The sequence below is a fragment of the Enemella evansiae genome (assembly GCF_002250705.1).
GTDB classification, from domain to species: Bacteria; Actinomycetota; Actinomycetes; order Propionibacteriales; family Propionibacteriaceae; genus Enemella; species Enemella evansiae.
Map to the genome: position 1 here is coordinate 74,807 of NZ_NMVP01000033.1, position 20,230 is coordinate 95,036.

At 67.7% G+C, this 20,230-nt stretch carries 19 protein-coding genes; 9 read left to right on the forward strand and 10 right to left on the reverse strand.

Annotated features, from left to right (window positions below):
- Positions 1-48 precede the first annotated feature (48 nt).
- Complete coding sequence (locus BI335_RS14435; protein ID WP_094431714.1) at positions 49-1,548, reverse strand: PAS domain S-box protein; 1,500 nt, start codon at positions 1,546-1,548, stop codon at positions 49-51.
- A gap of 207 nt (positions 1,549-1,755) precedes the next feature.
- Here BI335_RS14435 and BI335_RS14440 point away from each other — a divergent pair, with 207 nt between their 5' ends.
- The 7 genes from BI335_RS14440 to BI335_RS14470 all read left to right on the forward strand — a co-directional run bounded on the left by BI335_RS14440 (position 1,756) and on the right by BI335_RS14470 (position 7,455).
- On the forward strand, positions 1,756-2,958 hold the full coding sequence (locus BI335_RS14440) for an acyl-CoA dehydrogenase family protein (RefSeq protein ID WP_094431716.1): 1,203 nt from the start codon (positions 1,756-1,758) through the stop codon (positions 2,956-2,958).
- 39 nt (positions 2,959-2,997) lie between these two features.
- Entirely contained in the window at positions 2,998-3,363 is a 366-nt protein-coding gene (locus BI335_RS14445) for a hypothetical protein (RefSeq protein ID WP_094431718.1), read from the forward strand.
- A gap of 5 nt (positions 3,364-3,368) precedes the next feature.
- Positions 3,369-3,902 carry a nuclear transport factor 2 family protein gene (locus BI335_RS14450; protein ID WP_094431720.1) on the forward strand — a complete coding sequence of 178 codons (534 nt, stop codon included), beginning with the start codon at positions 3,369-3,371 and terminating at the stop codon, positions 3,900-3,902.
- On the forward strand, positions 3,899-5,188 hold the full coding sequence (locus BI335_RS14455) for an aromatic ring-hydroxylating oxygenase subunit alpha (RefSeq protein WP_094431722.1): 1,290 nt from the start codon (positions 3,899-3,901) through the stop codon (positions 5,186-5,188). Before BI335_RS14450 ends, BI335_RS14455 begins: the two co-directional genes overlap by 4 nt.
- 5 nt (positions 5,189-5,193) lie before the next feature.
- Positions 5,194-5,697 (forward strand): aromatic-ring-hydroxylating dioxygenase subunit beta, encoded by a 504-nt coding sequence (locus BI335_RS14460; protein ID WP_094431957.1) that lies wholly within the window; start codon positions 5,194-5,196, stop codon positions 5,695-5,697.
- Positions 5,694-6,437 (forward strand): SDR family NAD(P)-dependent oxidoreductase, encoded by a 744-nt coding sequence (locus BI335_RS14465; RefSeq protein ID WP_094431724.1) that lies wholly within the window; start codon positions 5,694-5,696, stop codon positions 6,435-6,437. The genes BI335_RS14460 and BI335_RS14465 overlap by 4 nt, the downstream gene beginning before the upstream one ends.
- A gap of 73 nt (positions 6,438-6,510) precedes the next feature.
- Positions 6,511-7,455, forward strand: a complete 945-nt coding sequence (locus tag BI335_RS14470) for a PDR/VanB family oxidoreductase (protein ID WP_229119627.1) — start codon at positions 6,511-6,513, stop codon at positions 7,453-7,455.
- Positions 7,456-7,464: 9 nt separating this feature from the next.
- Here BI335_RS14470 and BI335_RS14475 read toward each other — a convergent pair whose 3' ends face one another.
- From BI335_RS14475 to BI335_RS14485, 3 genes are read right to left on the reverse strand one after another with little or no spacing between them, the layout of a single operon-like run.
- Positions 7,465-8,124: a response regulator transcription factor gene (locus BI335_RS14475; protein ID WP_229119602.1), complete on the reverse strand. Its 660-nt coding sequence runs from the start codon at positions 8,122-8,124 to the stop codon at positions 7,465-7,467.
- Positions 8,108-8,395, reverse strand: coding sequence for a hypothetical protein (locus tag BI335_RS14480; protein ID WP_229119603.1), 288 nt, complete (start codon positions 8,393-8,395; stop codon positions 8,108-8,110). The genes BI335_RS14475 and BI335_RS14480 overlap by 17 nt, the downstream gene beginning before the upstream one ends.
- Positions 8,396-8,406: 11 nt before the next feature.
- Positions 8,407-9,684, reverse strand: coding sequence for an amidase (locus BI335_RS14485; protein WP_229119604.1), 1,278 nt, complete (start codon positions 9,682-9,684; stop codon positions 8,407-8,409).
- Positions 9,685-9,829: 145 nt separating this feature from the next.
- Between BI335_RS14485 and BI335_RS14490 the strand changes: the two genes are divergently transcribed.
- The gene (locus BI335_RS14490) at positions 9,830-11,260 is read left to right on the forward strand and encodes an MFS transporter (protein ID WP_229119605.1); all 1,431 of its coding nucleotides are present in this window, start codon (positions 9,830-9,832) and stop codon (positions 11,258-11,260) included.
- Between the two features lie 28 nt (positions 11,261-11,288).
- On the opposite strand, the gene BI335_RS14495 is transcribed toward BI335_RS14490, so the two are convergent.
- Genes BI335_RS14495 through dctP form a run of 5 tightly spaced genes read right to left on the reverse strand, consistent with a single transcriptional unit; the run spans position 11,289 to position 16,302 of the window.
- The gene (locus tag BI335_RS14495) at positions 11,289-12,248 is read right to left on the reverse strand and encodes a 3-hydroxyacyl-CoA dehydrogenase NAD-binding domain-containing protein (RefSeq protein ID WP_094431736.1); all 960 of its coding nucleotides are present in this window, start codon (positions 12,246-12,248) and stop codon (positions 11,289-11,291) included.
- Complete coding sequence (locus BI335_RS14500) at positions 12,245-13,315, reverse strand: NAD/NADP-dependent octopine/nopaline dehydrogenase family protein (protein WP_094431738.1); 1,071 nt, start codon at positions 13,313-13,315, stop codon at positions 12,245-12,247. Before BI335_RS14500 ends, BI335_RS14495 begins: the two co-directional genes overlap by 4 nt.
- A 43-nt stretch (positions 13,316-13,358) precedes the next feature.
- Positions 13,359-14,669: a TRAP transporter large permease gene (locus BI335_RS14505; protein WP_094431740.1), complete on the reverse strand. Its 1,311-nt coding sequence runs from the start codon at positions 14,667-14,669 to the stop codon at positions 13,359-13,361.
- 3 nt (positions 14,670-14,672) lie between these two features.
- Positions 14,673-15,242 (reverse strand): TRAP transporter small permease, encoded by a 570-nt coding sequence (locus BI335_RS14510; protein ID WP_172421915.1) that lies wholly within the window; start codon positions 15,240-15,242, stop codon positions 14,673-14,675.
- Positions 15,232-16,302, reverse strand: coding sequence for a TRAP transporter substrate-binding protein DctP (dctP, locus tag BI335_RS14515; protein ID WP_229119606.1), 1,071 nt, complete (start codon positions 16,300-16,302; stop codon positions 15,232-15,234). Before dctP ends, BI335_RS14510 begins: the two co-directional genes overlap by 11 nt.
- 248 nt (positions 16,303-16,550) lie before the next feature.
- On the opposite strand from dctP, the gene BI335_RS14520 reads away from it, so the two are divergent.
- Positions 16,551-17,735: a flavin reductase family protein gene (locus tag BI335_RS14520; RefSeq protein WP_094431745.1), complete on the forward strand. Its 1,185-nt coding sequence runs from the start codon at positions 16,551-16,553 to the stop codon at positions 17,733-17,735.
- A gap of 299 nt (positions 17,736-18,034) precedes the next feature.
- Here the strand turns inward: BI335_RS14520 and ligA are convergent, their stop codons facing one another.
- The gene (gene ligA / locus BI335_RS14525) at positions 18,035-20,197 is read right to left on the reverse strand and encodes an NAD-dependent DNA ligase LigA (protein WP_411266761.1); all 2,163 of its coding nucleotides are present in this window, start codon (positions 20,195-20,197) and stop codon (positions 18,035-18,037) included.
- Positions 20,198-20,230: the final 33 nt, after the last annotated feature.

Genomic DNA, 20,230 nt, shown 5'->3' on the forward strand with positions numbered 1-20,230 from the left:
GAGCAATGGCTCGCGTGTCGAGGTGAGCCGGAGCAACCTCATGCAGCGTCAGTCGGCGCGCGGGAGGCGCAAGGTGATCACCGTTCCGCTTGGGTCGTTGTCGCTGACCAGTACCTCGCCGGCGTGGCGTTCCACGATCCGCTCGGAGAGTACCAACCCGATCCCGGAACCGTCCTGTTTGCTGGAGAAGGCGTTGACCAGCTGCCGGTTGCCGCTCGCTTCCGCCTCCCCCTCCTCCGCCCCGTGTTCCTGGCAGACCTGGTCCAGGCCACGGCCCCAGTCCAGCACCGAGCAACCGACCCAATCACCATCGGCGAAACTGCGTACCAGAATCCGCTTGTCCCGGGTCCCCGTCAGCGCCGCCTCGTCAATGGCGTTGAAGCAGTAGTTGATGATCACCTGCCCGATCAGGATCTGCTCACCGGTGATCGGCAGCTCCTCCTCGGCGTATTCGGACTCGACGGCGATGCCGCGGTCGGCCGCCCGCAGGCCGACGAAATAGAGGCTCTCGGCCATGATCGCGTTCAGATCGTGCCGTGCCGAGGGACTCTCGATCCGTTGCACATAGCGTTTCACGCTGGCGACGATGTCGGCGGTGCGGGTGAGCTGGCGGAGGGCGCGCTGCACCCCGTAGCGGATATCGGTCTCGCTCAACCGGCCGGTGCCGAGCCGCGACAGCACCCCGGAGAGGAAGTTGCTCGCCGCCGCCAGCGGTTGGCCGAGCTCATGGGCGATCGTCATCGCCATGTCCCCCATCGCGTTGTAGCGCGCCAGATACTGCAGGTGTGCCTGCTGATGTGCGTTCTCGCGCTGCATCTCCACCCGAGAAGTGATGTCGCGGACCGCGACCATCCGGGAGACGATGCCGTCGTGCTCGACCGACTCCACCTGCGCCGACAACCACCGTGTCGCACCATGGACGGCAACCTCCAGCTGCCATTCCGCCGGCCGGCCCGGCTCCCCGGGGGCGGGCTGTCCGCCGCCGTTCGCGGCACTCACCCGCGCCAGCGCCTCCAGCGGCCGGCCGACCAACTGATCCGGCGTACGCCCGAACAGTTCGGAGACGAACGGGGACGAGTCGAGCACCCGGCCGTCGTCGTCCAGCAGCAGGATGCCGGCCGAGGCGTGCGCCATGATCCTGCTCAGGTAGTCGGTGGTGCGCATCAGCTCCGCTTCCCGTGCCACCTCCTCGGCGATCCCGCGGAACTGCACCATCACCACCGGACCGTCGGCGAACCGCACCAGCGTCGCCACCGCATCGGTGAGGAAGTTCCGCCCGTCCTTGCTGCGATACTTCCAGCGCTTGCGACTCTCACCATGGTTGACCGCGTCCTGCAGCCAGGCGACCCCGACCTCCCGGCGATACTGCCGTTCCGGGGAGGACATGTGGTGGGCCTTCAACGGCCGCAACTCCTCCAGCGTGAACCCGAACATCCGGCAGGCCGCCGGGTTCGCCCACAGGATGTTCTTGGAGGCGGCCTCATGGATCAGGATGCCGTGCGTGGTGTGCAGCGCCATCTCGCGGAAGTCCATCCCGGTGGGAAACATCGGCACTCCTTCCGCGGAATCGGGTGTCCCCATCCTGACGGGTGCACCCAACCGGTGTCAGCCGTTCCGTTGCCCGGTAGGGGATTCCCTTACCGCCACTCGTGATTCTTCCAATACCGGCCACACCAGCGCGATTCCTAGGCTGACTCAGGCACACCCAGGAGACCAGACCTCCCACGTGCACAGTGGATTCGGAGGAACTTGCCCATGACGGCCAACACCACCTCGGCAACCCGGCTCAGCGACGGGGACAGCACCGACCGCACCTTGGCCGCCCCCGCCGGAGCGGAGCGGGATGCCGCCTTCGAGGAGGCGTTGCGCGTGCTGGCCGAACGTCGCGACGAGTTCAACGACCAGGGTCACGTCCCCCGCGACTTCATCCGCCTGCTCAAGCGAGCCGGCATCTATCGCGCCTCCACCCCAGAACGTTTCGGCGGAGAGCCGCTCTCCCCCGCCGAGTTCTGCCGGCTGGTGGAACGGATCTCCGAGATCGACCCGGCGACCGGCTGGGTGGCCAGCTTCGGCTCCCAGCTCACCTACTTCGGCGCATTGCCACTGGAGACCCAGCAGCAGATCTATGCCGACGGACCGGACATCTGCTTCGCGGGCGGCTTGTTCCCGATGCAGGAGGCCGAAACCGTCGAGGGTGGCTTCCGCGCCACCGGTGTCTGGCAGTTCGCCTCCGGATGCGCCGGCGCGGACATCCTCGGAGTCGGACTCAAGGGTGGCGCGGAATCCAAGGGACGGCCCCTGACCGCGCTGATCCGCCCGGACCAGGCCCGAATCGTGGAGAACTGGAACGTCTCCGGGATGCGGGCCACCGGGTCCAACGAGGTGCACCTGGACAACATTTTCATCCCCCGCGAGCACACCTTCGTCCGCGGCAGCGACTCGCAACTGGACGAGCCGCTGAACCGCTACCCCGCCATCGCGTACGCCGCCCAAGTGCTGGCGGTGACGGCTCTCGGCGCCGCGCGTGGCGCCTTGAACTACAGCCGCGAGGTCGGTTCGGCGCGGACCAGCATCACCGGTGGCAATGCCAAGGGTACCCGGCCCAGTTATCAGAGCGGGCTGGCCGATGCGGAGGCGAAGCTACGCTCCGCCCGGGCCTTCTTCTACGAGCAGACCGAGGCAGTCTGGGAACTGGCCGTGGCCAGTGAGTCGATCGACGATGAGCAGAAGGCGCTGCTTCGGCTGGCCACCAGCAACATCGCCCATGTCGGCCGCGAGGTCACCCTGCTGGCGTTCAACCTGGCCGGTACCGGTGCGATCTACCGCACCCATCCGTTGCAGCGCTACCTGCAGGACGCCATGGTGCCGGCCCAGCACGCCATGTTGCAGAGCAACACCATCGAGGCGGCCGGCGCGGTCCTGCTCGGTGCCGACGTGACCATTCCCAGCTTCCCTTGAGCAACCGACCGCGAATCACATCAGCGAAAGGAATCCGCGATGTCCGAACCCCTGCGCGTGCTGTTCTGCATGGGCATCAACCAGAACTTCTTCGACCTTCCGAAGTCCGACATCGGGATCGTCTGGAAGGCGTTCGCCGGGATGCTCGTCGATCTGGAGGACATGGACGGTGTTGATGTCCTGGGCAACATGGATGACGACTCCCACATGGTCGGCCCCTCCGATGGTTGGCCGTGGACCTGTTACGTGCTGGCCGATGTCCGCGACGCCGACACGGTGAAGGCCGCTTGCAACCTGTTCCGCAACACCGAGGTCTTCGGCGACGACGCGCTGTGGAAGTACGCGAAGGTGGAGGCCCGGATCGGCCGCCGGCTGACCATCCGTCCCGACGTCGCCAGCGACTGAGCGTCATGACCGGGCAGACCCAGCTGGCCGTCATCGAGCAGCGCCTGCGCGTGCTCGAGGCGCGCGAGGCGATCCGCAGCTGCCTGTCCCGATACTTCGACCTCTGCGACGTACCCGGCCCCTTTACCGAGGTGAGTCAGCTCGCGGAGCTGTTCACCGCCCGCGCCACCTGGCGGGGTGTCGGGGAGGCGTACGCCGGCAAGTTCGGCACCGTCACCGGCCGGCATCGGGTCGCCGCCCATGTCGCTGGCTATCTGCCGCCGGAACCACACTTCCGGCAGAACGCGCACGTGCTGGGCAGCGAACAGCTGCACATCGACGGCGACACCGGCTGCGGTCAGTGGCTGATGCAACAGCTCTCCCGTTATGCCGACGGCAACGGTGAGCTGCTCTGTGCGCGGATCCGCGCCGACTTCGTCATCGAGCGAACCGCGGGCCAGGCGTACGCCCGGATCGCCGCCTTCAGCACCGAGCGACTCTATGCCGCGCCCCTGATCGCAGCCGACGAACAATCCCCAGTGAACAAGGAGAACCGATGACCAGCACCGACACCGAGCAGCAGTCGCGCGCCGCCGACCTGGTCTCCGGCGACCGGGTGGCCGGCCGCCTCTACACCGATCCGGAGATCTTCGCCGAGGAGATGCGCAAGATCTTTCACAGCACCTGGGTCTGGGTGGCCCACGAGAGTGAGATCCCCCAGCCCGGCAGTTTCAAGACCACCTCGGTCGGTGGGGAGCCGGTGATCGTGACCCGGGACCGCAAGGGCAACTTCAACACCCTGCTGAACCGCTGCCGTCACCGTGGCGCCACGGTCTGCGATGTGCCGAGGGGGAAGGCGAACGGTTTCACCTGTCCCTACCACAACTGGTCCTACGGTCTGGACGGCAGATTGCGCGGCATCCCCTACCCCGACGGCTACGAGGGCGTGGTGGAGAAGGCGGACTTCCCGCTGCACACCCTGCGCACCGAGTCCTACCTCGGCATGATCTGGGCCACCTTCAACGCCGACGCCGAACCGCTGGAGGACTTCCTCGGGGATGCGAAGCTGTGGATGAAGCGGTTCTTCAAGCAGAGCAACGGATATCCGACCAAGGTGACCGGGGTGCACAAGTTCCGGTTCCGTGGCAACTGGAAGATCCAGTTGGAGAACACCAGCGACGGCTACCACTTCCCGATGGTGCACAAGTCCTGGATGGCCTCGGTGGACGCCGAGACCGCGGACATGATGTCGTTCATGAACGACCCGGAGGCAGTCACCCACGCGCTCGGCAACGGGCACAGCGTGGCCATCATGGCGACCGCCCATGTCGACCTCGACGAGGACGACGGCACCGAGGCGATCCAGCCACGGTTCCAGTACCTGGTCGAGCAGCTGCGCGCCGAGGGGTACGAGGAACCGCAGATCCGGCGGATGATGCGCTCGATGCACGGCTGTGGATTCAACCTGAACACCTTCCCCAATGTGGCCATGTCGTCGGCGTTCTTCCGGGTGCTGATCCCGATCTCGGTCGACGAGACCGAGATCTGGCACATGGCGCTCGGCATGGACGGCGGGCCCGAACTGGTCAACCAGGAGCGGCTGCGGATCCACGAGCATTTCCAGGGGCCGTTCGGATTCGGTTCTCCCGATGACGCCGAGGGCTGGGATCGGGTGCAGCTCGGCACCCAGGCCGCCCCGTCGATGCCGATCCTGGTGAACCGCGGCCTGGGGCGGGAGACCCGGACAGCGGAGGGCTGGCCCACCTCGCACGTCACGGACGAGTCGGGGATGCGGGAGGCGTACCAGATGTGGAAGCGGATGATGAGCGCCGAGGAGGACGCGTGAGCACGATGACGACCAGGCCCGCCGGGATCGAGCTCGCCGATCCGCGGGTGCAGCGGGCGATCCAACTCGTCTGGCACGAGGCCGAACTGCTGGACGCCAAGGACTACCAGGCATGGCAGGAGCTCTACACGCCCGAGGCGACGTATGTGATCCCGATCGATCCCGACACCGAGGATTTCGCGTCCTCGTTGAACATGGTCTACGACGACGACCGGATGCGCCGGATGCGGGTGGACCGGATGGTGCAGGGCTACTCCCCCTCCGCGGTCGCGGCGGCCCGCACGGTACGCACGGTGAGCCGGTTCGCCACTACCGAGGTGACCGACGAGTGGGTGGTGCTGCGCTCGGCCCAGATCGTCTGCTCCTACAAGCGGAACCGGCACGAGCTGCTCGGTGCCGACCTCACCCACACCATCGCCCTCGCCGAGTCGGGTGACCGGATCGCCGGCAAGGTGGTGCGGTTGCTGAACAGTGAGGATGCGGTGAACGCGTCGGGATTCCTGCTATGAGCACGGGGATCGCGGTCGTCACCGGCGGTGCCGGCGGGATGGGGGAACACATCGCGCGCCGGTTGTCGGCCGACGGCCACCGGGTGCTGGTCACCGACCTGGACGCCCACGCCGCCGAGCGGGTCGCCCGCCAGCTCGACGAGAGTGGGGAGCGGGTGGTGGCTCGCCGGCTCGATGTGGCCTCGGCCGAGGACTTCGCCGCGGCTCTGGCGGACGTACGCGAGCGCTGGGACGTACCGACGATCCTGGTGAACAACGCCGCGGTCACCCAGGCGGCCGATCTGATGTCGCTGTCTGCGGAGAACTTCACCCGGGTGCTGAACCTCAACACCGGCAGCGTGTTCCTGGGGTGTCAGGTCTTCGGCGCGGCGATGGCCGAGGCCGGGTACGGCCGGATCGTCAACCTGGCCTCGCTGGCCGGACAGAACGGCGGCACCGCGACCGGTGGGCACTACGCCGCCTCGAAGGGCGCGATCCTCACCCTGACGAAGGTGTTCGCCCGCGAGCTCGCCGCCCGCGGGGTGACGGTCAATGCGATCTCCCCCGGTCCGCACGACCTCCCGGTGGTGCATCGCACGGTACCGGCCGACAAACTGCAGGCGGTGGTCGCCGGGATCCCGGTCGGCCAGCTCGGCGACCCGGCCTTCATCGCCGACGTGGTGGCGCTGCTGGCATCCGAGGCTGCCGGGTTCGTGACCGGTGCCTGCTGGGACGTCAACGGAGGGCTGTACCTGCGCTGACGACGCCGGCTGAGCGAGCGCCAGCGAGGTCGAATCCAGACCCATCACCGAAACCGGAGGTGTTGCAGTGAAGATGATCGATGTGCAGGTGGCCGAAGTGGTCGACGAGACCCCCGCGGTCAAGTCGATCCGTTTCGTGCGCAGCGACGGTCAGCCGCTCGGTACCTATCAGGCCGGCGCGCATGTGGACGTGGTCGGGCCGACCGCGATCACCCGCCAGTACTCGCTGTGCAGCACCCCCGATGACCCCGATTCCTACACGGTGGCGGTGAAGCGCGAGGAGAAGTCGCGCGGTGGGTCGGTGGCCCTGCATGATCTGCAGGTCGGTGATCGCCTGCAGATCAGCGAACCCCGCAATCTGATGCACGTCGAGCTGTCCGCCCGCCACCACGTGCTGATGGCCGCCGGGATCGGGATCACCCCGATGCTGTCGATGGCGCGCTGGCTGCACGTGCACGGGCACAGTTTCGAGCTGCACTATTTCGCCCGCAGCCACGAGGAGGCGGCCTTCCTGCCGTTGCTGCAGGATCGCTGTCCCGATCAGCTGCACACCCATCTGGGGTTGCAACCCGAGGAGCATCAGGAGGTGCTCGAGCAGGCGCTGGCCGAGCTGCCCGATGGCACTCACGTCTATGTGTGCGGTCCGGGGGTGTTCATGGATCGGGTACGCGAGGTCGCCGAGCAGGTGGTACCGGCCGAGCACCTGCATCAGGAGAGCTTCACCGCCGAGGAACAGCCGGATGCCAGCCAGAATGCCGCCTTCACCGTCGAGTTCGAGGGCGAGAGCTACCAGGTACCGCCGGATCGCAGCATCGTCGAGGTACTCCGTGAGCACGGCGCCGATGTGGAGACCTCCTGCCAGGAGGGGATCTGCGGCACCTGCATCATGTCGGTGCTGGAAGGCACCCCGGAGCATCGGGACAACGTGTTGACCAGGTCGGAGAAGGAAACCGGTGAGACGATGGCCATCTGCGTCTCCCGGGCGAAGACCCCGAAGCTGGTCCTCGACTACTTCTGAGCGCCACGTTCAGGGGCCTTCGATGATGGCACCGTAGCGGAGGATGTCGCGGACCAGGGTGTTGATCGAGTCGGCGTCGGTCTTCTGTTTGATTCGGGCCCGGTGCACGTCGACGGTCTTCACGCTCATCCCGAGTCGGCGGGCGATGTTCTGGCTGGGCAGGCCCTCCACCACCAGGCAGAGGATCTCCCGTTCCCGTGGGGTGAGCGAATCCACCTTCTGCTGCACGTCGCGTCGCTGCGCATGGTCGAGGAAGCGTTCCCGGGCCGTGCCGATCCCGGCCTGCACCACCTCGAGCATCTGCTGGGGCTCGTAGGGTTTCTCCAGGAAGTCGATCGCCCCGCGCTGCATGGTGCGGACCGACATCTTGATGTCACCGTGGGCGGAGACGAAGATGATCGCGACGTGCGGGAGCTGCTCGTTAAGGATCTCCTGGAGCCTGGTGCCACTCATCCTCGGCATCCGCACATCGAGCACCAGCAGCGCCGGATGGTCACCGGAATACCTGCTCAGGAATACATCCGCGGAATCGATCGACACCGCTTCGATACCGATGCTGCCGAGCAGCCAGGAGACCGACTCGAGCAGCTCGGGATCGTCGTCGACGACATAGACCACCGGTTCCGGCATACCCGGCTGGACGGTGTCTGGTTCAGGCGATGTCGTCATCGCGCCACCGCGCTTCCGCGGTCCAGTAGTCCACCCCGGCCGGGCTGACCGCATGGCGCCAGTCGGAAGTGCGCTGTAGCTCAGGTTCCACCTTCGCGATGGACCGGTCGGCGGCGTCCGGACCGTCTGCCTCGACACCCCAGTGGACCCAGTTGACCTCCCGGCCGTCCCGGTCGTGCACGAACAGGTCGACATGGTGCCAGCCGTAACGCAGGGTGTCGGCATAGCAGGTCAGGAACATCCGATGATGCTCGGTGGGGCGTGGTTTCATCGTGCCTCCCGTCATGCCGCCGTCCGATGTCCGCGTAACGCGGCCGCCAACAACCCGGCCACTCGGAACAGGTCGCCCTCGCTGCCGGGCCGACCGATGACCTGGATTCCCAATGGCAGGCCGGCGGCGCTGCGTACCCCCGGCACCGTCACCACGGGCAGGCCCAGCGCCTGCCAGGGTCGGCTGAGGATCGGCGAACCGGTAGCCGACAGGCCCTCAGGTGCCGGACCGAGCGCCGCCGGGCCGACGATCACATCACCTTGGCCGAACCGATCGGACAGATCCTGTTGCGATCGATCGCGTCGATATCGGGCTCCGGCGTAGTCGTCGTCGCTGGTGCGTTGCCCGGTACGCAGCAGCTCGATCAGCTGCGTGCTCACCCGGTCCAGGTGGGCCAGCGCATCGGTACGTTCCCGGACCGCCTCATAGGCCATGATCACCGGGTGATCGGCGGCCAGCGTCCGCACGTGATCATCCCAGTCGAGTTCGTCGGGTGTGCCGGCGCGGCCGAGCGCGTCGGCGGCGGCGTCGACGGCCTGCCGCATCGCGGGGTCGAGCGTGTCCAGTCCAGAACCCCGCCAGATCAACACCCGGCCACCGTGTTCGACCGGTTCGGTACCGGTGAACGCCCGCCAGGCGTACTCCACCTCCGCTACCGAGCGGGCCAGCAACCCGAGCGCATCGAGTGCGGGGCTGAGCCCGGCCACCCCGCTCAGGTCGGTGCTGCCATGGGCCAGGGTGATCCCCGCGATCCCGCAGAAGGAGGCGGGCCGGGTCAGCGAACCGGCCGTCTGGCTGCCGAGCGCAAGAGGCACCATGCCCGCCGCGACGGCGGCCGCGGAACCGCTCGAGGATCCACCCGGGGTACGCCCCGGGGCCGCCGGATTCTCCGTCGGGCCCGGTGCGAAATAGGCGAACTCGGTCGTCACGGTCTTGCCCTGGACCACACATCCCAACTCCTGCAACCGGCGTACGCACGCCGCCGAGGACTCCTTCGGCAGCTCGGAGGTGAGCGGACTCCCGCATCGGGTCGGCAGCCCCTCGACGTCGATGATGTCCTTCACGCCAAGGGGAATCCCGCGCAGCGGCAGCGGCGCCTCACCGGCATCGAGCGCTGCCGCATCGGCACGAGGATCCCCGGCGCGTCGCACCCACGCCCGCACCTGTGGATCGGTCGCATCGATCCGCCGACCACATTCCTCGGTGAGTTCGCGGGCACTCACCGCACCCGCCCGCACCGTCGCAACGATCTCTGGCAGCGGGCGGTCGAAGATCGCGTCAGCTCGCACCGATAATCCCTCCCTGGAGACTCCATCGTGCCCAACATCGCCACCGAGCGGTAGTAAAGAAATCTCTGCTGTCCTGTGAAGGGCGGGGTTCCTAGGCTTCGATGAGTTGGCCGGCAGGGTCAACGCGGTCATCGAAGGAGATCCCGTGTCCACAGCAACCGACGACCCCGCGCTGGCACCCGCACCACCCAGACGCAGGCTCGGCCGCCGCGCCTGGCTGGTGACGATCCTGCTGGTGCTCTTCCAGATCGTGGCCTTCGCCGACAAGGCGGTGCTCGGCCTTGTCGCGCCGTATGCCATGCCCGATCTGGGGATCACGCCGGTGCAGTTCGGTTTCATCGGCAGCGCCTTCTTCTTTCTCTATGCGGTGGTCTCGATCGTCACCGGATTCTTGGCCAGCAGGTTCTCGGTGAAGTGGATCCTGCTCACCATGGGTGTGGTCTGGGCGGTGCTGCAGTTCCCGATGCTGATCGGCGGTGGCGCCGTGGTGCTGCTGGTCACCCGGATCATCCTGGGCGGCGCGGAGGGACCGGCGACGGCGATGTCGCTGACCTCCGCGCACGGCTGGTTCGAACCGCGGAAGCGGGCCCTGCCGAGCAATCTGATCGCCGCCGGTTCGACACTCGGACCGGTGATCGCCGCCCCGGTCCTGGCCTGGGTGATCATCGCCTGGGGTTGGCGCTGGGCCTTCGGCTTTCTCGGCATCGTCGGTCTGGTCTGGGTGGCCGGGTGGCTCCTGGTCGGCGCGGACGGACCGTACGCCGGCAGTGGGCGCCGCGTCACCCCCGTCAAGGACGCCCCCGCGACGGACCCGGCACCACCGGCCGAGCCAACCGCGGAGAGCGCACCCGTCGACGAGGCCGGCGCGGTGGATCGCTATCGCCCGGTGAAGGTGTGGGCGGCCCTGGCCAACCTGACCTTCCTCGCCGCGGTTGTCGGCGGGTTCTCGAACTTCTGGGTGCAGGGTTTCCTGACGACCTGGCTGCCCAATTACCTCAGCGCGGTGGTCGGCCTGAGCCTGCCCCAGGTCGGTCTGGTGACCACCTTCCCGTGGTTGATCGGCGCCGGCGTCCTGTTGCTGCTCGGCGTGATCGGGCAACGCCTGTTGAAGCGCGGCCGCAGCGTGCAGGCTGCCATTTCGGTGCCGTTCGGGCTGGCCGCGGTGATCGCCGGGACCTCCTTCCTGGCCGTACCGCACACCTCCGGAGTGCTCACCGTCACCCTCCTCTCGATCGCCGGTGGATGCTCCTTGGCGTACCCGATGACGGCATCTGCACTGGGGTATGTGGTCGGCCCGAAGCAGCGGCCGATCCTGATGGCCACCCTGGGCGGTGTCGCCTCGGTGGGTGCGATCGTCTCCCCCACCCTGGTTGGCTGGCTGATGTCGGCCGCGGGTTATGTCGCCCCACCCAAGGGGCAACCGGTGCCGGCGGCGACGGTCGAGGCGATGGCCAACGGGGTGAACCAGGCGTACACGATCACCGGGGTCGTGCTGCTGGTCGGTGGGGTGCTGGCCGCGCTCCTGCTGCGTCCCGGTGCCACCGGTCGCCGGTTGCAGCGCGATCACCTCGCCTGAACCGGGCCGCCGGAGTCGACGAACGGGGTCAGTCGGGAAAGTTCTTGAGCATGGCCAGGGTTCGGGCCAGCACGTCACGGCGGTAAGCGGCGCGCTGGCCGGGATCGTATTCGTAGAAACCGCGCCCGTCCCGCAGGCCATTGCGGCCGGTGCGCATGTGCTCCTCGATCACCGGCGGCAGGGCGTACCGATCACGGTCCACCTGTTCGGCCAGATAGCGGTTGGCGTGGTAGAGGATGTCATTGCCGCCGAAGTCGATGAACTCGAGCACCCCGAGCGCCGCGAACCGGAAACCGAGTCCGTAACGGGTGGCCCGATCGATCTCCGCGGGGCTGGCGACACCTTCGGCGGCCATCCGGGCGGCCTCGTTCATCACCAGGGCCTGCAGCCGCGGGACGATGAATCCCGGGCTGGCGCCCAGCACAACCGGCACCTTTCCGATCCCGGTCAGGGAATCCCGCAACCGGTCGCGGGCCCACTCGGCGGTCCCCGGATGCACACTGAGCTCCACCAGCGGGATCAAGTAGGCCGGATTCAGCCAGTGGGCGTTCAGAAATCGCTCGGGTCGCGGCACCAGCGGCGCCAGATCGGTGACCAGCATCGTCGAGGTGGTGGAAGCGATCAGCGCCCGATCGGCGACCAGTTCGCCGATCCGGGTCAGCGCGTCCAGTTTGGCCGGCCGCGTCTCGGGTACGCCCTCGTAGACGATCGCCGCGCCGGCGAGCAGCTCCTCGGCATCGGCCAACGGGGCGAACCGGATGCGGCGGGCACTCGCTGCGGCGGCCGATTCTTCGAGGTGGTCCAGGGCGACCAGGTCGGCCAGGGTAGCGGCGATCTCGGCCTCATTGTCGGCCATGAGCTCGTGGTGGCCCGCGGTGTCGCGTTGTTTGAAATCCAGCACCACAACGGATTCCCCCGCCAGGGCGTACGCCAGCGCGATGCCGCGGCCCATCCGGCCGGCGCCGACGCAGACGATCGGGGCACTCATCGACGCCCCTCGGCGAGCAGGGCTGCCAACTCGCTGCGCGACATGGTGGCCAGACCGAGCCCGGCCAGACTGCGCGGCGCCTCGGTGGTACCGGTGATCGCCCGAGCCATCTGCAACAACCCGGCCGCGATCGGGACGTCGACTCCGGCGTACTCGGCCACCGAGGTCAGGAATCCCAGCCCCAGCAGGGTGTCCTCGGTCATGTACCGGTGGGAGACCAGATCGATCCGTTCGCGCCAGTCGCCGGAGTCCACCAGCTTGCGATGCGCGTCGCCATACATCCAGCGACCGTTCTCGTAGTGGTCGGCGAGCGGGAAGTGCTCCCCGGGACTGCCGAGGGCCTCCCGGATCGCGATCCGCTCGGTGTCCAACCGGTTCGTGACCGCGCGGACCGCCGGCTGGGTCCCCTCGTTATGGATGTCCCACTCGGCGAAGTGTTGCAATGGAGCCGCATTCATCAGGATCAGCGGTGGATGGATGATCGGGCCGGCGTTCAGCAGAGCGGCGGACAGTGCGTCGCCGGCATCCTCAATGCTGTCGAACGCCTCACTCAGCACCGACAGTGCGCGCCCCGCACGTCGAGCCGGATACACCCCGGTCGGCAACCGGGTGGCACGAACGGTGATCGCCACGCTGGTCGGACCGTGCTTGCGGGCCAGCCAGGGCAGGGTTCCGGTCTCGGCAAAGGTCACCTCCGCGGTGCTGCCGGCCCGGCGGATCTCCTCGGCCATCAGGTAACTGCCGAAGGTCCCCGGAGGCAGATACACCACCTGGCCATCGCGGAGCAGCGGCGCCAGGGCGCGGGCCAGCTCCGGCTGAGCGGTCGCCGGCAGCGGGATCAGAACCAGCTCGGCATCGGCGACCACCGCGCCGAGATCGACCGAGGCCCCCGCCAGTCGTACCGGACGCTCCCCCGCCGGGTCGACCAGGGTGATCACCGGATCCGCCAGCAACGGAGCCAGCGCCTCGGCATCCCGCCGCCACAACCGGACCTGGTGGCCCTGTTCGGCGAGATCTGCGGCCGCGGCATAGGAACCGTGTCCGCCACCCAGTACGGCGATCTTCATGAACTCTCCTGTCGTCGTTGCCGCGGACGCCGGCCGCACGCGGTCAGGAACCCATCAGCCGAGGCAGCAGCAGCGCCACCGACGGCACTGCGGCGATCAGCAGCATCACCACCAGATCCGACCCGATCCAGGGCAACGCCGCCTTGTAGAGGGTGGTCAACGGTGTCTGCGGTGAGACGCCCTTCATCACGAACAGACTCATTCCGAACGGTGGCGTGGTGTTGGCGATCTGCAGGTTGATCATCAGCAGCACGCTGAACCAGACCGGATCCCAGCCGAAGCTCTGCACCAGCGGCATGAACAGCGGTGCGGTCACCATCATGATCGACACCTGATCGATGAAGGCACCCAACACCAGCACCACGAGCATGATCACCAGCAGCAGCACCGCCCCACTGGTGATGTTCGAGGTGACCGCCCGGACCAGGCCCTGGGTGGCTCCGTTGAAGCTCATCAACTGCCCGTAGAGGTTCGAGCCGAGCACGATCAGGAAGATCAGCGCGGTGGTCTGCACGGTGCCCACCAGGGCGTCGAAGATCCTGCGCAGGTTCAGTTTGCGCAGCCCGAGGCCGAGCAGCAGGGCGAGCACCGCGCCGATGGCGGCCGATTCGGTGGGGGTCGCGATGCCGAAGAAGATCATCCCCAGGACCGCGACGATGATCAGGCCCGGGGCCAGCGCGTCGCGCACCCCGTCCCCGGCCCATGCGCGCAGGCTGCGCCGCGGCGGGTGCTCGAGGTCGGCATTGGTACGCCGACTCCAGATCACCACGATTACGGCATATCCGGTCGCCATCAACAGCCCGGGAATGATGCCGGCGATCAGCAGCGGCCCGATCGGTACCCCGGCGATGCCGCCCCACAGGATCGCGAACGCGCTCGGCGGCAGGATCATCGCCAGCCCACCGGAGGCGAGAATCGACCCCATCGCGAGCTTCTCGTCGTAGTGCCGGGCCCGCATCTGCGGCAGCAGCGTACGCCCGAACAGCGCGGTGTTCGCCAGCGTCGATCCGGACAGCAGGCCGAACAGGGCACCGCCACCGACCGACACCATGGCCAGTCGGCCGGGCAGGCGCCCCAGTGCCCGGGAAATCTCGGCCAGGGCCCGTTGGGCGATCCCGGACTGGAAGAGCAGTTCCCCCATCAGGATGAACAACGGGATCGCGGTGAAGACGAAACTGTCCACGCTGCTCAACACGCTGAGCCCGACCTGGCGCAGCGCGGCATTGACGGTGCCATAGCTGAGCACCGCACCCGCGATGCCGACTCCCAGCATCGCGAAGGCGACCGGTACCCGCAACGCCAGCAGTGCGATCAGACAGAGCAGGAACCCGCCCAGAAAGGCGTACCACTCCACGACTCAGCCCTTCCGCTCGCCACGCACGCTGAGGACCCAGCGGTAGCAGATGCCGAGAGCCAGGGCGATCAGCCCCACCAGCGCCGAACCAGAGACCCACCAGCGGTCCAGCCGGAGTTCACCGCCGATCGTGGTGCCACGGGTCAGATCGGTCTGCAGCACCTGCCAGACGGCGGCGATCAGCAGTCCCGTCACCACCAGCTGGACCAGTGATCCGAAGTGGTCGAGGACCCGGAGCACCCGACGTCCGACGAAGAAGTCCAACAGCTCGAGCCGCACATGCTGATCCCGGGCGGCCAGGGCGGGGGCACCCAGCAGGACCAGGAACAGCATCGACAGCGCACCCAGCTCGACCACACCGGTGGTCGACCGGCCGAAGAACCGCAGCAGCACAGCCCCGGTCACGCCGAGGGCCAGGGCGAGAACGACCAGCCCACCCAGGCCCTCGAGGATCCGCAGCGGCCACCAGGTCGGTGTCGGGGCCGGCTCCTCGGCCTCCGCGAGGGTTCGATCCAGTTCCGCCTCCGCTGCCTGCTGGGACGGCTCGCGCGGGGTGGCCGGATCAGGACTCATCGGTTCCCTTGATCTTGACCCCGCCGGGCACCACCTTCGACAGGTCGCTGCCATAGCCCTCTTCGAACTTCTGCCGCAGCTGGGCCGCTTCCGGCGAGCGTTGGTTGATCCGGGCCCAATCGACCTGATTCAGGCAATCCTTGTACGCGATGGAAAGGATCTTCTCCGCATCGGCGCCGGTGAACTCGATCCGCTTCATCCCGGCCTGATTCCACAGGGCGGTCTCCTTGGCAGAGGCCTCCTGATAGTACTTGAAGACCTCGGGTTCGACCTCGGCCATCGTGTCGTTGATCGCCTGCTGGGTCTCCTCATCGAGGGAGTCCCACTTGTCCTGGTTGATCAGGGTGTTGGCGATCGAGTCGTAGAACCGCGGGGAGAGATAGAACTTGGTCTGCTTCTCGAAACCCCAGCTGGTCGGGCCGACCGAGGCCCACGCCGTGCCCTGCACGACACCGCGCTCGAGCGCGGTGTAAACCTCGCCACCGGGCATGTCGACCGGCGTGCCGCCGAGCGACTTCACCATGCAGGTGGTGGCCGCCGAGGTGCGGATGGTCTTCCCGCTCAGGTCGGGTTTATCGATCTGATCCTTCAACAGCAGCACCTGCGGGATCCCGGAGTGGGTGTGTCCCACATACTGCACGCCCAGAGGCCGGTGGATGTCCTCATACAGCTTTGCCACGCCGTTCTCGCGTTCCTGAGTGGGGGTGAACGGGGTGAACCGCTGCAGGTCGACCGCCGGCAACTGGCCGGAGTAGTAGTCCCCGGGAATGTGCGCCCCGTCGAATGCTCCGGAGGACACGCCTTCGACCATCTGGCTCGGTGGGATCACTTCCGGGCCGCCGCGGTAGTCGATCGTGATCCACGGGGCCTTCTGCTTCAACCGGTCCCGGAAGATCCAGAAACCGTCGTTGTTCTGCACCTTCTCGGGCCACGCCGTGACGAAGGTCAGCTTCACTTCCTTCCGGCCGCCGGAGGAGGCCGCTCCCGCTCCCCCGCAGCCACTGAGCACCAGTGCGCCCGCTGTCACGCTCGCCAGGATTCCCGCCCACTTCTTCCCCATCAGCCCTCTCCTCAGTTCGGTCGGCTGGTTCGGATCGCGCTCGAGACGCTGCGCTGCTCGGGCCCCGGTGCGTGCCGGTCAGCCTAGGGAGGGAGGCCCTTTCATCGGCAGTAGAGGAACCTTTACCTTCCCGCATTTCAACCCAGTAAAGGTTTCTCGCGTGGCTGTGCCGACCGACGACGATCTACGGTGGACCGACCGAAACCGGCCCCACCGCATCCGACCAGTCGACCGCACAGGAGTCAGCGATGACAGGAACCACCGCAGGTCTCGATCCCACGCTGCTCCGCGACGTGCTCGGTCACTACCCGACCGGTGTGGTGCTGGTGACCGGTGTCGCGCCCGACGGTGAGCAGTTGGCGATGGTGGTCGGCACCTTCACCGCGGTGTCCCTGGAACCGCCGCTGGTGGCGTTCTTGCCGATGCGTTCCTCACGCACCTTCGCCCGACTGCAGGAATGCGCCTCGTTGTGCATCAACGTGCTCGCCGGCGATCAGGAGGAGATCTGCCGGGCGGTGGCATCCCGGCGGGTGCAGAAGTTCGAGGGACTGGACTGGTTCCCGTCGCCTTCCGGTGACCCGGTGCTGACCGGATCCGTTGCCTGGATGGATGTCCGGCTGGAGTCGACGATCGACGCCGGTGACCACTGGATCGCGATGTGTCGGGTCGCCGATCTGGCGGTGCACAATCCGGTGGCGCCGCTGATCTTCTTCCAGCGCGGTTACGGCAGTTTCGTCATCCCGTCGCTGGTGGCCCGGAGGGATGACGGCATCATCGCGGCGGTGCAGAGCGCGTCGGTGGCCCGGGACGAGTTGCAACGCCTGGCACACTCGATCGGTTGTGAGGTGTCGTTGCTCACCGCGGTCAATCGGGACGAGTTGGCGGCCGTCGCGTCGGCGGTCGGCCCGGGGGTGAGGGCCGCGGAGGGGCTCGGGGAGCGGGTCCCGATGGTGCCGCCGATCGGCGACACCTACATGTGCCACGCCTCCGCCGAGGATCGGGCGTACTGGCTCGCCAAGGCGAACGATGCACCCGAGGATCAGCGACAGGTCTTCACCGACCGGCTGGAGTTCTGCCGGCGCAACGGTTATCTGATGTCCTTCCTGCCACCCGGGCGCGGCGAGGGGGCGTACGCCGACCTGCACCACGCCGCGCACCTCTACGCCACCGGTCGACTGACACCGGCCCAGGAGCGCGACATGCGGGCCAGCATCCACAGTTCGCAGGTGGACTACGCACTGCGCGATCTGGTCGACACCGAGGAGTATCACGTCGGCTCCGTGGTGCTCCCCCTCGGCGACAGTGGCGAACCCGCGAACCTCACCCTGCGATTGGCGAAACTTCCGTACCGCAGCACCGGAGCCCAGGTACGCGAGTGGATCGCCGACGCCCGCACCACCGCCGACCGCATCGCCACCCGCCTGACCAGCTGATCCCGCGCCGGCTGAGCGAGCGAGGTACGAGCGAGTCGAAGCCAAGTCCCACGCTCATCGCGTGTCGGGATGATCCGAACAACGGCCTGCGAAATTTGCGGCTCGATCACTAAATCGGCCATTCCGAGCCCCAATCCGGAATCGAGCCGCAAATTCCGGCGCGCTGCTCCCGGGTCGCGGACCCCGCACCTCTCGACACGCTCGCTGCGCGAGCTACTCGAGGAGCGCGAAGGTGACGCTCGCTGCGCGAGCTACTCGAGGTACGTCGCAGACACGCTGCGCGAGCTACTCGAAAGGGGTCACTCGGTCCGCGCCAGCTCGGCGGCGGCGTCGGCGCCCTGCTCGAGCAGCACACCGAAGCCTGCCGCATCCAGGATGGGGCGCTTCAGCGAGACCGCCTTGTCATACTTGGATCCCGGGGATTCACCCACCACCACGAAGTCGGTCTTCTTCGACACCGAGGAGGCCGATTTCCCGCCGCGGGCGACGATCGCCTCGGCGGCGCCGTCGCGGGTGAAGCCCTCGATCGAACCGGTGACCACGATGCTCAGCCCGGCCAGCGTCTGCGGCAGTTTCTCCACCGGTTCCCGGTCGTAGTCGCCGAGCACGCAGCCGGCGGCCTGCCACTTGCGGACGATCTCCTCGCGCCAGTCGGTGCTGAACCATTCCCGGATCGAGGCGGCGATCGTCGGACCGATCCCCTCGACCGCGGACAGTTCCTCGAAGGAGGCGTCGCGCAGTTCCTCGATGGTCGGGAACGCCGCGGCCACATCGGGAGCGACGCCCTTGCCGATGTGCCGGATCGACAACGCCACCAGGAATTTCGCGAACGGACGGGTCTTCGCCGACTCCAGGTTCTGCAGCAGCCGCTGCCCGTTCGCGGAGAGCTGCGGTTCGGTGATCCCGGCCTTCTTCTCGGCGGCGGTCGGGTTGCGGGTGAACAGGTCGGTACGCCGCAGATCCTCCTCGGTGAGATCGAACAGGTCGCCCTCGTCGGTGATCAGCTTCGCCGCGAGCAACGCGTCGGCGGCCTGCTCCCCCAGCACCTCGATGTCCAACCCCTGCCGGGAGGCCAGGTGGAACAGCCGCTCCCGCAGCTGTGCCGGGCAGGACCGCTGGTTCGGGCAGCGGGTGTCCTTCTCACCCTCCTTGGTCGGTGCCAGTTCACTGCCGCAGGCCGGGCAGTGGGTCGGCATCTCGAACTCGCGTTCGCTGCCGTCGCGCAGATCGACGACCGGGCCGAGGATCTCCGGGATCACGTCACCGGCCTTGCGGAGCACCACCGTGTCCCCGATCAGCACGCCCTTGCGCTGCACCTCGTGGGCGTTGTGCAGGGTCGCCATCGACACGGTCGAGCCGGCGACCAGCACCGGCTCCATCACCCCGAACGGGGTGACCCGTCCGGTCCGGCCGACGTTCACCCGGATGTCCAGCAGCTTGGTGGTCACCTCTTCCGGCGGATACTTGTACGCGATCGCCCAGCGCGGTGCGCGGCTGGTCGAGCCGAGCCGCTGCTGCAGTTCGCGGGCGTCCACCTTGACCACCACGCCGTCGATCTCGTGCTCGAAGTCGTGCCGGCGGTCGGCGACCTCCTGGACGAACGCCCAGACCCCGTCCAGATCCGGTACCACCCGGGCGTGCGCGGTGGTCGGCAATCCGTAACCCCGGAGCAGTTCGTAGGCATGGCTGAGCCGGTCCAGCTCCGGCCCCTCCCAGGCGCCGATGCCGTGGGCGATGAACGCCAGCGGCCGGGTGGCGGTGACCCGCGGATCCTTCTGCCGCAGCGATCCGGCGGCGGAGTTGCGCGGGTTCGCGAACGGCGGCTTTCCCTGTGCCACCAGGGATTCGTTGAGTTCGCGGAACTTCTCGATGCCGAGGAAGACCTCGCCGCGCACCTCCAGCAGGGCCGGGATGTCGTCACCGGTGAGTTGGTTCGGGATGGCGCGGATGGTGCGTACGTTGGCGGTGACGTCCTCACCGACCCGGCCGTCGCCGCGGGTCGCGGCGCGGATCAGCTTGCCGTTCTCGTAGACCAGGTCGACCGCGAGCCCGTCGATCTTCAACTCACACAGGAAACCCGAGTCGGCCAGCCCCTTGCCGGCGTCCTTGGTGACCCGATCCCCCCAGCGCAGCAGCTCGTCGTGGTTGAACGCGTTGTCCAGGCTCTCCATCGGCCGCAGGTGGGTGACCGCGGCGAAGGTGGCCGAGGGCGGGCCGCCGACCTGCTGGCTGGGTGAGTCCGGCGTACGCAGGCTCGGCCAGGACTCCTCCAGCGCGTTCAGCTCACGCATCATCGTGTCGAACTCGCCGTCGGAGATCGTCGGCGCGTCGAGCACGTGATAGCGCCAGCGTGCCTCGTTCAGTTGCTCGGACAGCTCGGCGTGCCGCTCCCGCGCTTCGGCGGTGGGCGGTTGCTGTGCGGTGGCCTGCTCGGCGGGGATCGACTCGGTCGGTTCACTCACCCGAACAAGATAGCGAGCCGGGCCGTCAGCGGG

Coding starts and splice junctions, on each gene's coding strand:
- BI335_RS14475 (WP_229119602.1), bottom strand. CDS start 8,124: ATGACGACATCGCCTGAACCAGACACCGTCCAGCCGGGTATGCCGGAA.
- BI335_RS14500 (WP_094431738.1), bottom strand. CDS start 13,315: ATGAAGATCGCCGTACTGGGTGGCGGACACGGTTCCTATGCCGCGGCC.
- BI335_RS14445 (WP_094431718.1), top strand. CDS start 2,998: ATGTCCGAACCCCTGCGCGTGCTGTTCTGCATGGGCATCAACCAGAAC.
- BI335_RS14470 (WP_229119627.1), top strand. CDS start 6,511: ATGATCGATGTGCAGGTGGCCGAAGTGGTCGACGAGACCCCCGCGGTC.
- BI335_RS14465 (WP_094431724.1), top strand. CDS start 5,694: ATGAGCACGGGGATCGCGGTCGTCACCGGCGGTGCCGGCGGGATGGGG.
- BI335_RS14495 (WP_094431736.1), bottom strand. CDS start 12,248: ATGAGTGCCCCGATCGTCTGCGTCGGCGCCGGCCGGATGGGCCGCGGC.
- BI335_RS14460 (WP_094431957.1), top strand. CDS start 5,194: ATGACGACCAGGCCCGCCGGGATCGAGCTCGCCGATCCGCGGGTGCAG.
- BI335_RS14480 (WP_229119603.1), bottom strand. CDS start 8,395: ATGAAACCACGCCCCACCGAGCATCATCGGATGTTCCTGACCTGCTAT.
- BI335_RS14455 (WP_094431722.1), top strand. CDS start 3,899: ATGACCAGCACCGACACCGAGCAGCAGTCGCGCGCCGCCGACCTGGTC.
- BI335_RS14510 (WP_172421915.1), bottom strand. CDS start 15,242: ATGAGTCCTGATCCGGCCACCCCGCGCGAGCCGTCCCAGCAGGCAGCG.
- BI335_RS14440 (WP_094431716.1), top strand. CDS start 1,756: ATGACGGCCAACACCACCTCGGCAACCCGGCTCAGCGACGGGGACAGC.
- BI335_RS14435 (WP_094431714.1), bottom strand. CDS start 1,548: ATGTTTCCCACCGGGATGGACTTCCGCGAGATGGCGCTGCACACCACG.
- BI335_RS14450 (WP_094431720.1), top strand. CDS start 3,369: ATGACCGGGCAGACCCAGCTGGCCGTCATCGAGCAGCGCCTGCGCGTG.
- dctP (WP_229119606.1), bottom strand. CDS start 16,302: ATGGGGAAGAAGTGGGCGGGAATCCTGGCGAGCGTGACAGCGGGCGCA.
- BI335_RS14520 (WP_094431745.1), top strand. CDS start 16,551: ATGACAGGAACCACCGCAGGTCTCGATCCCACGCTGCTCCGCGACGTG.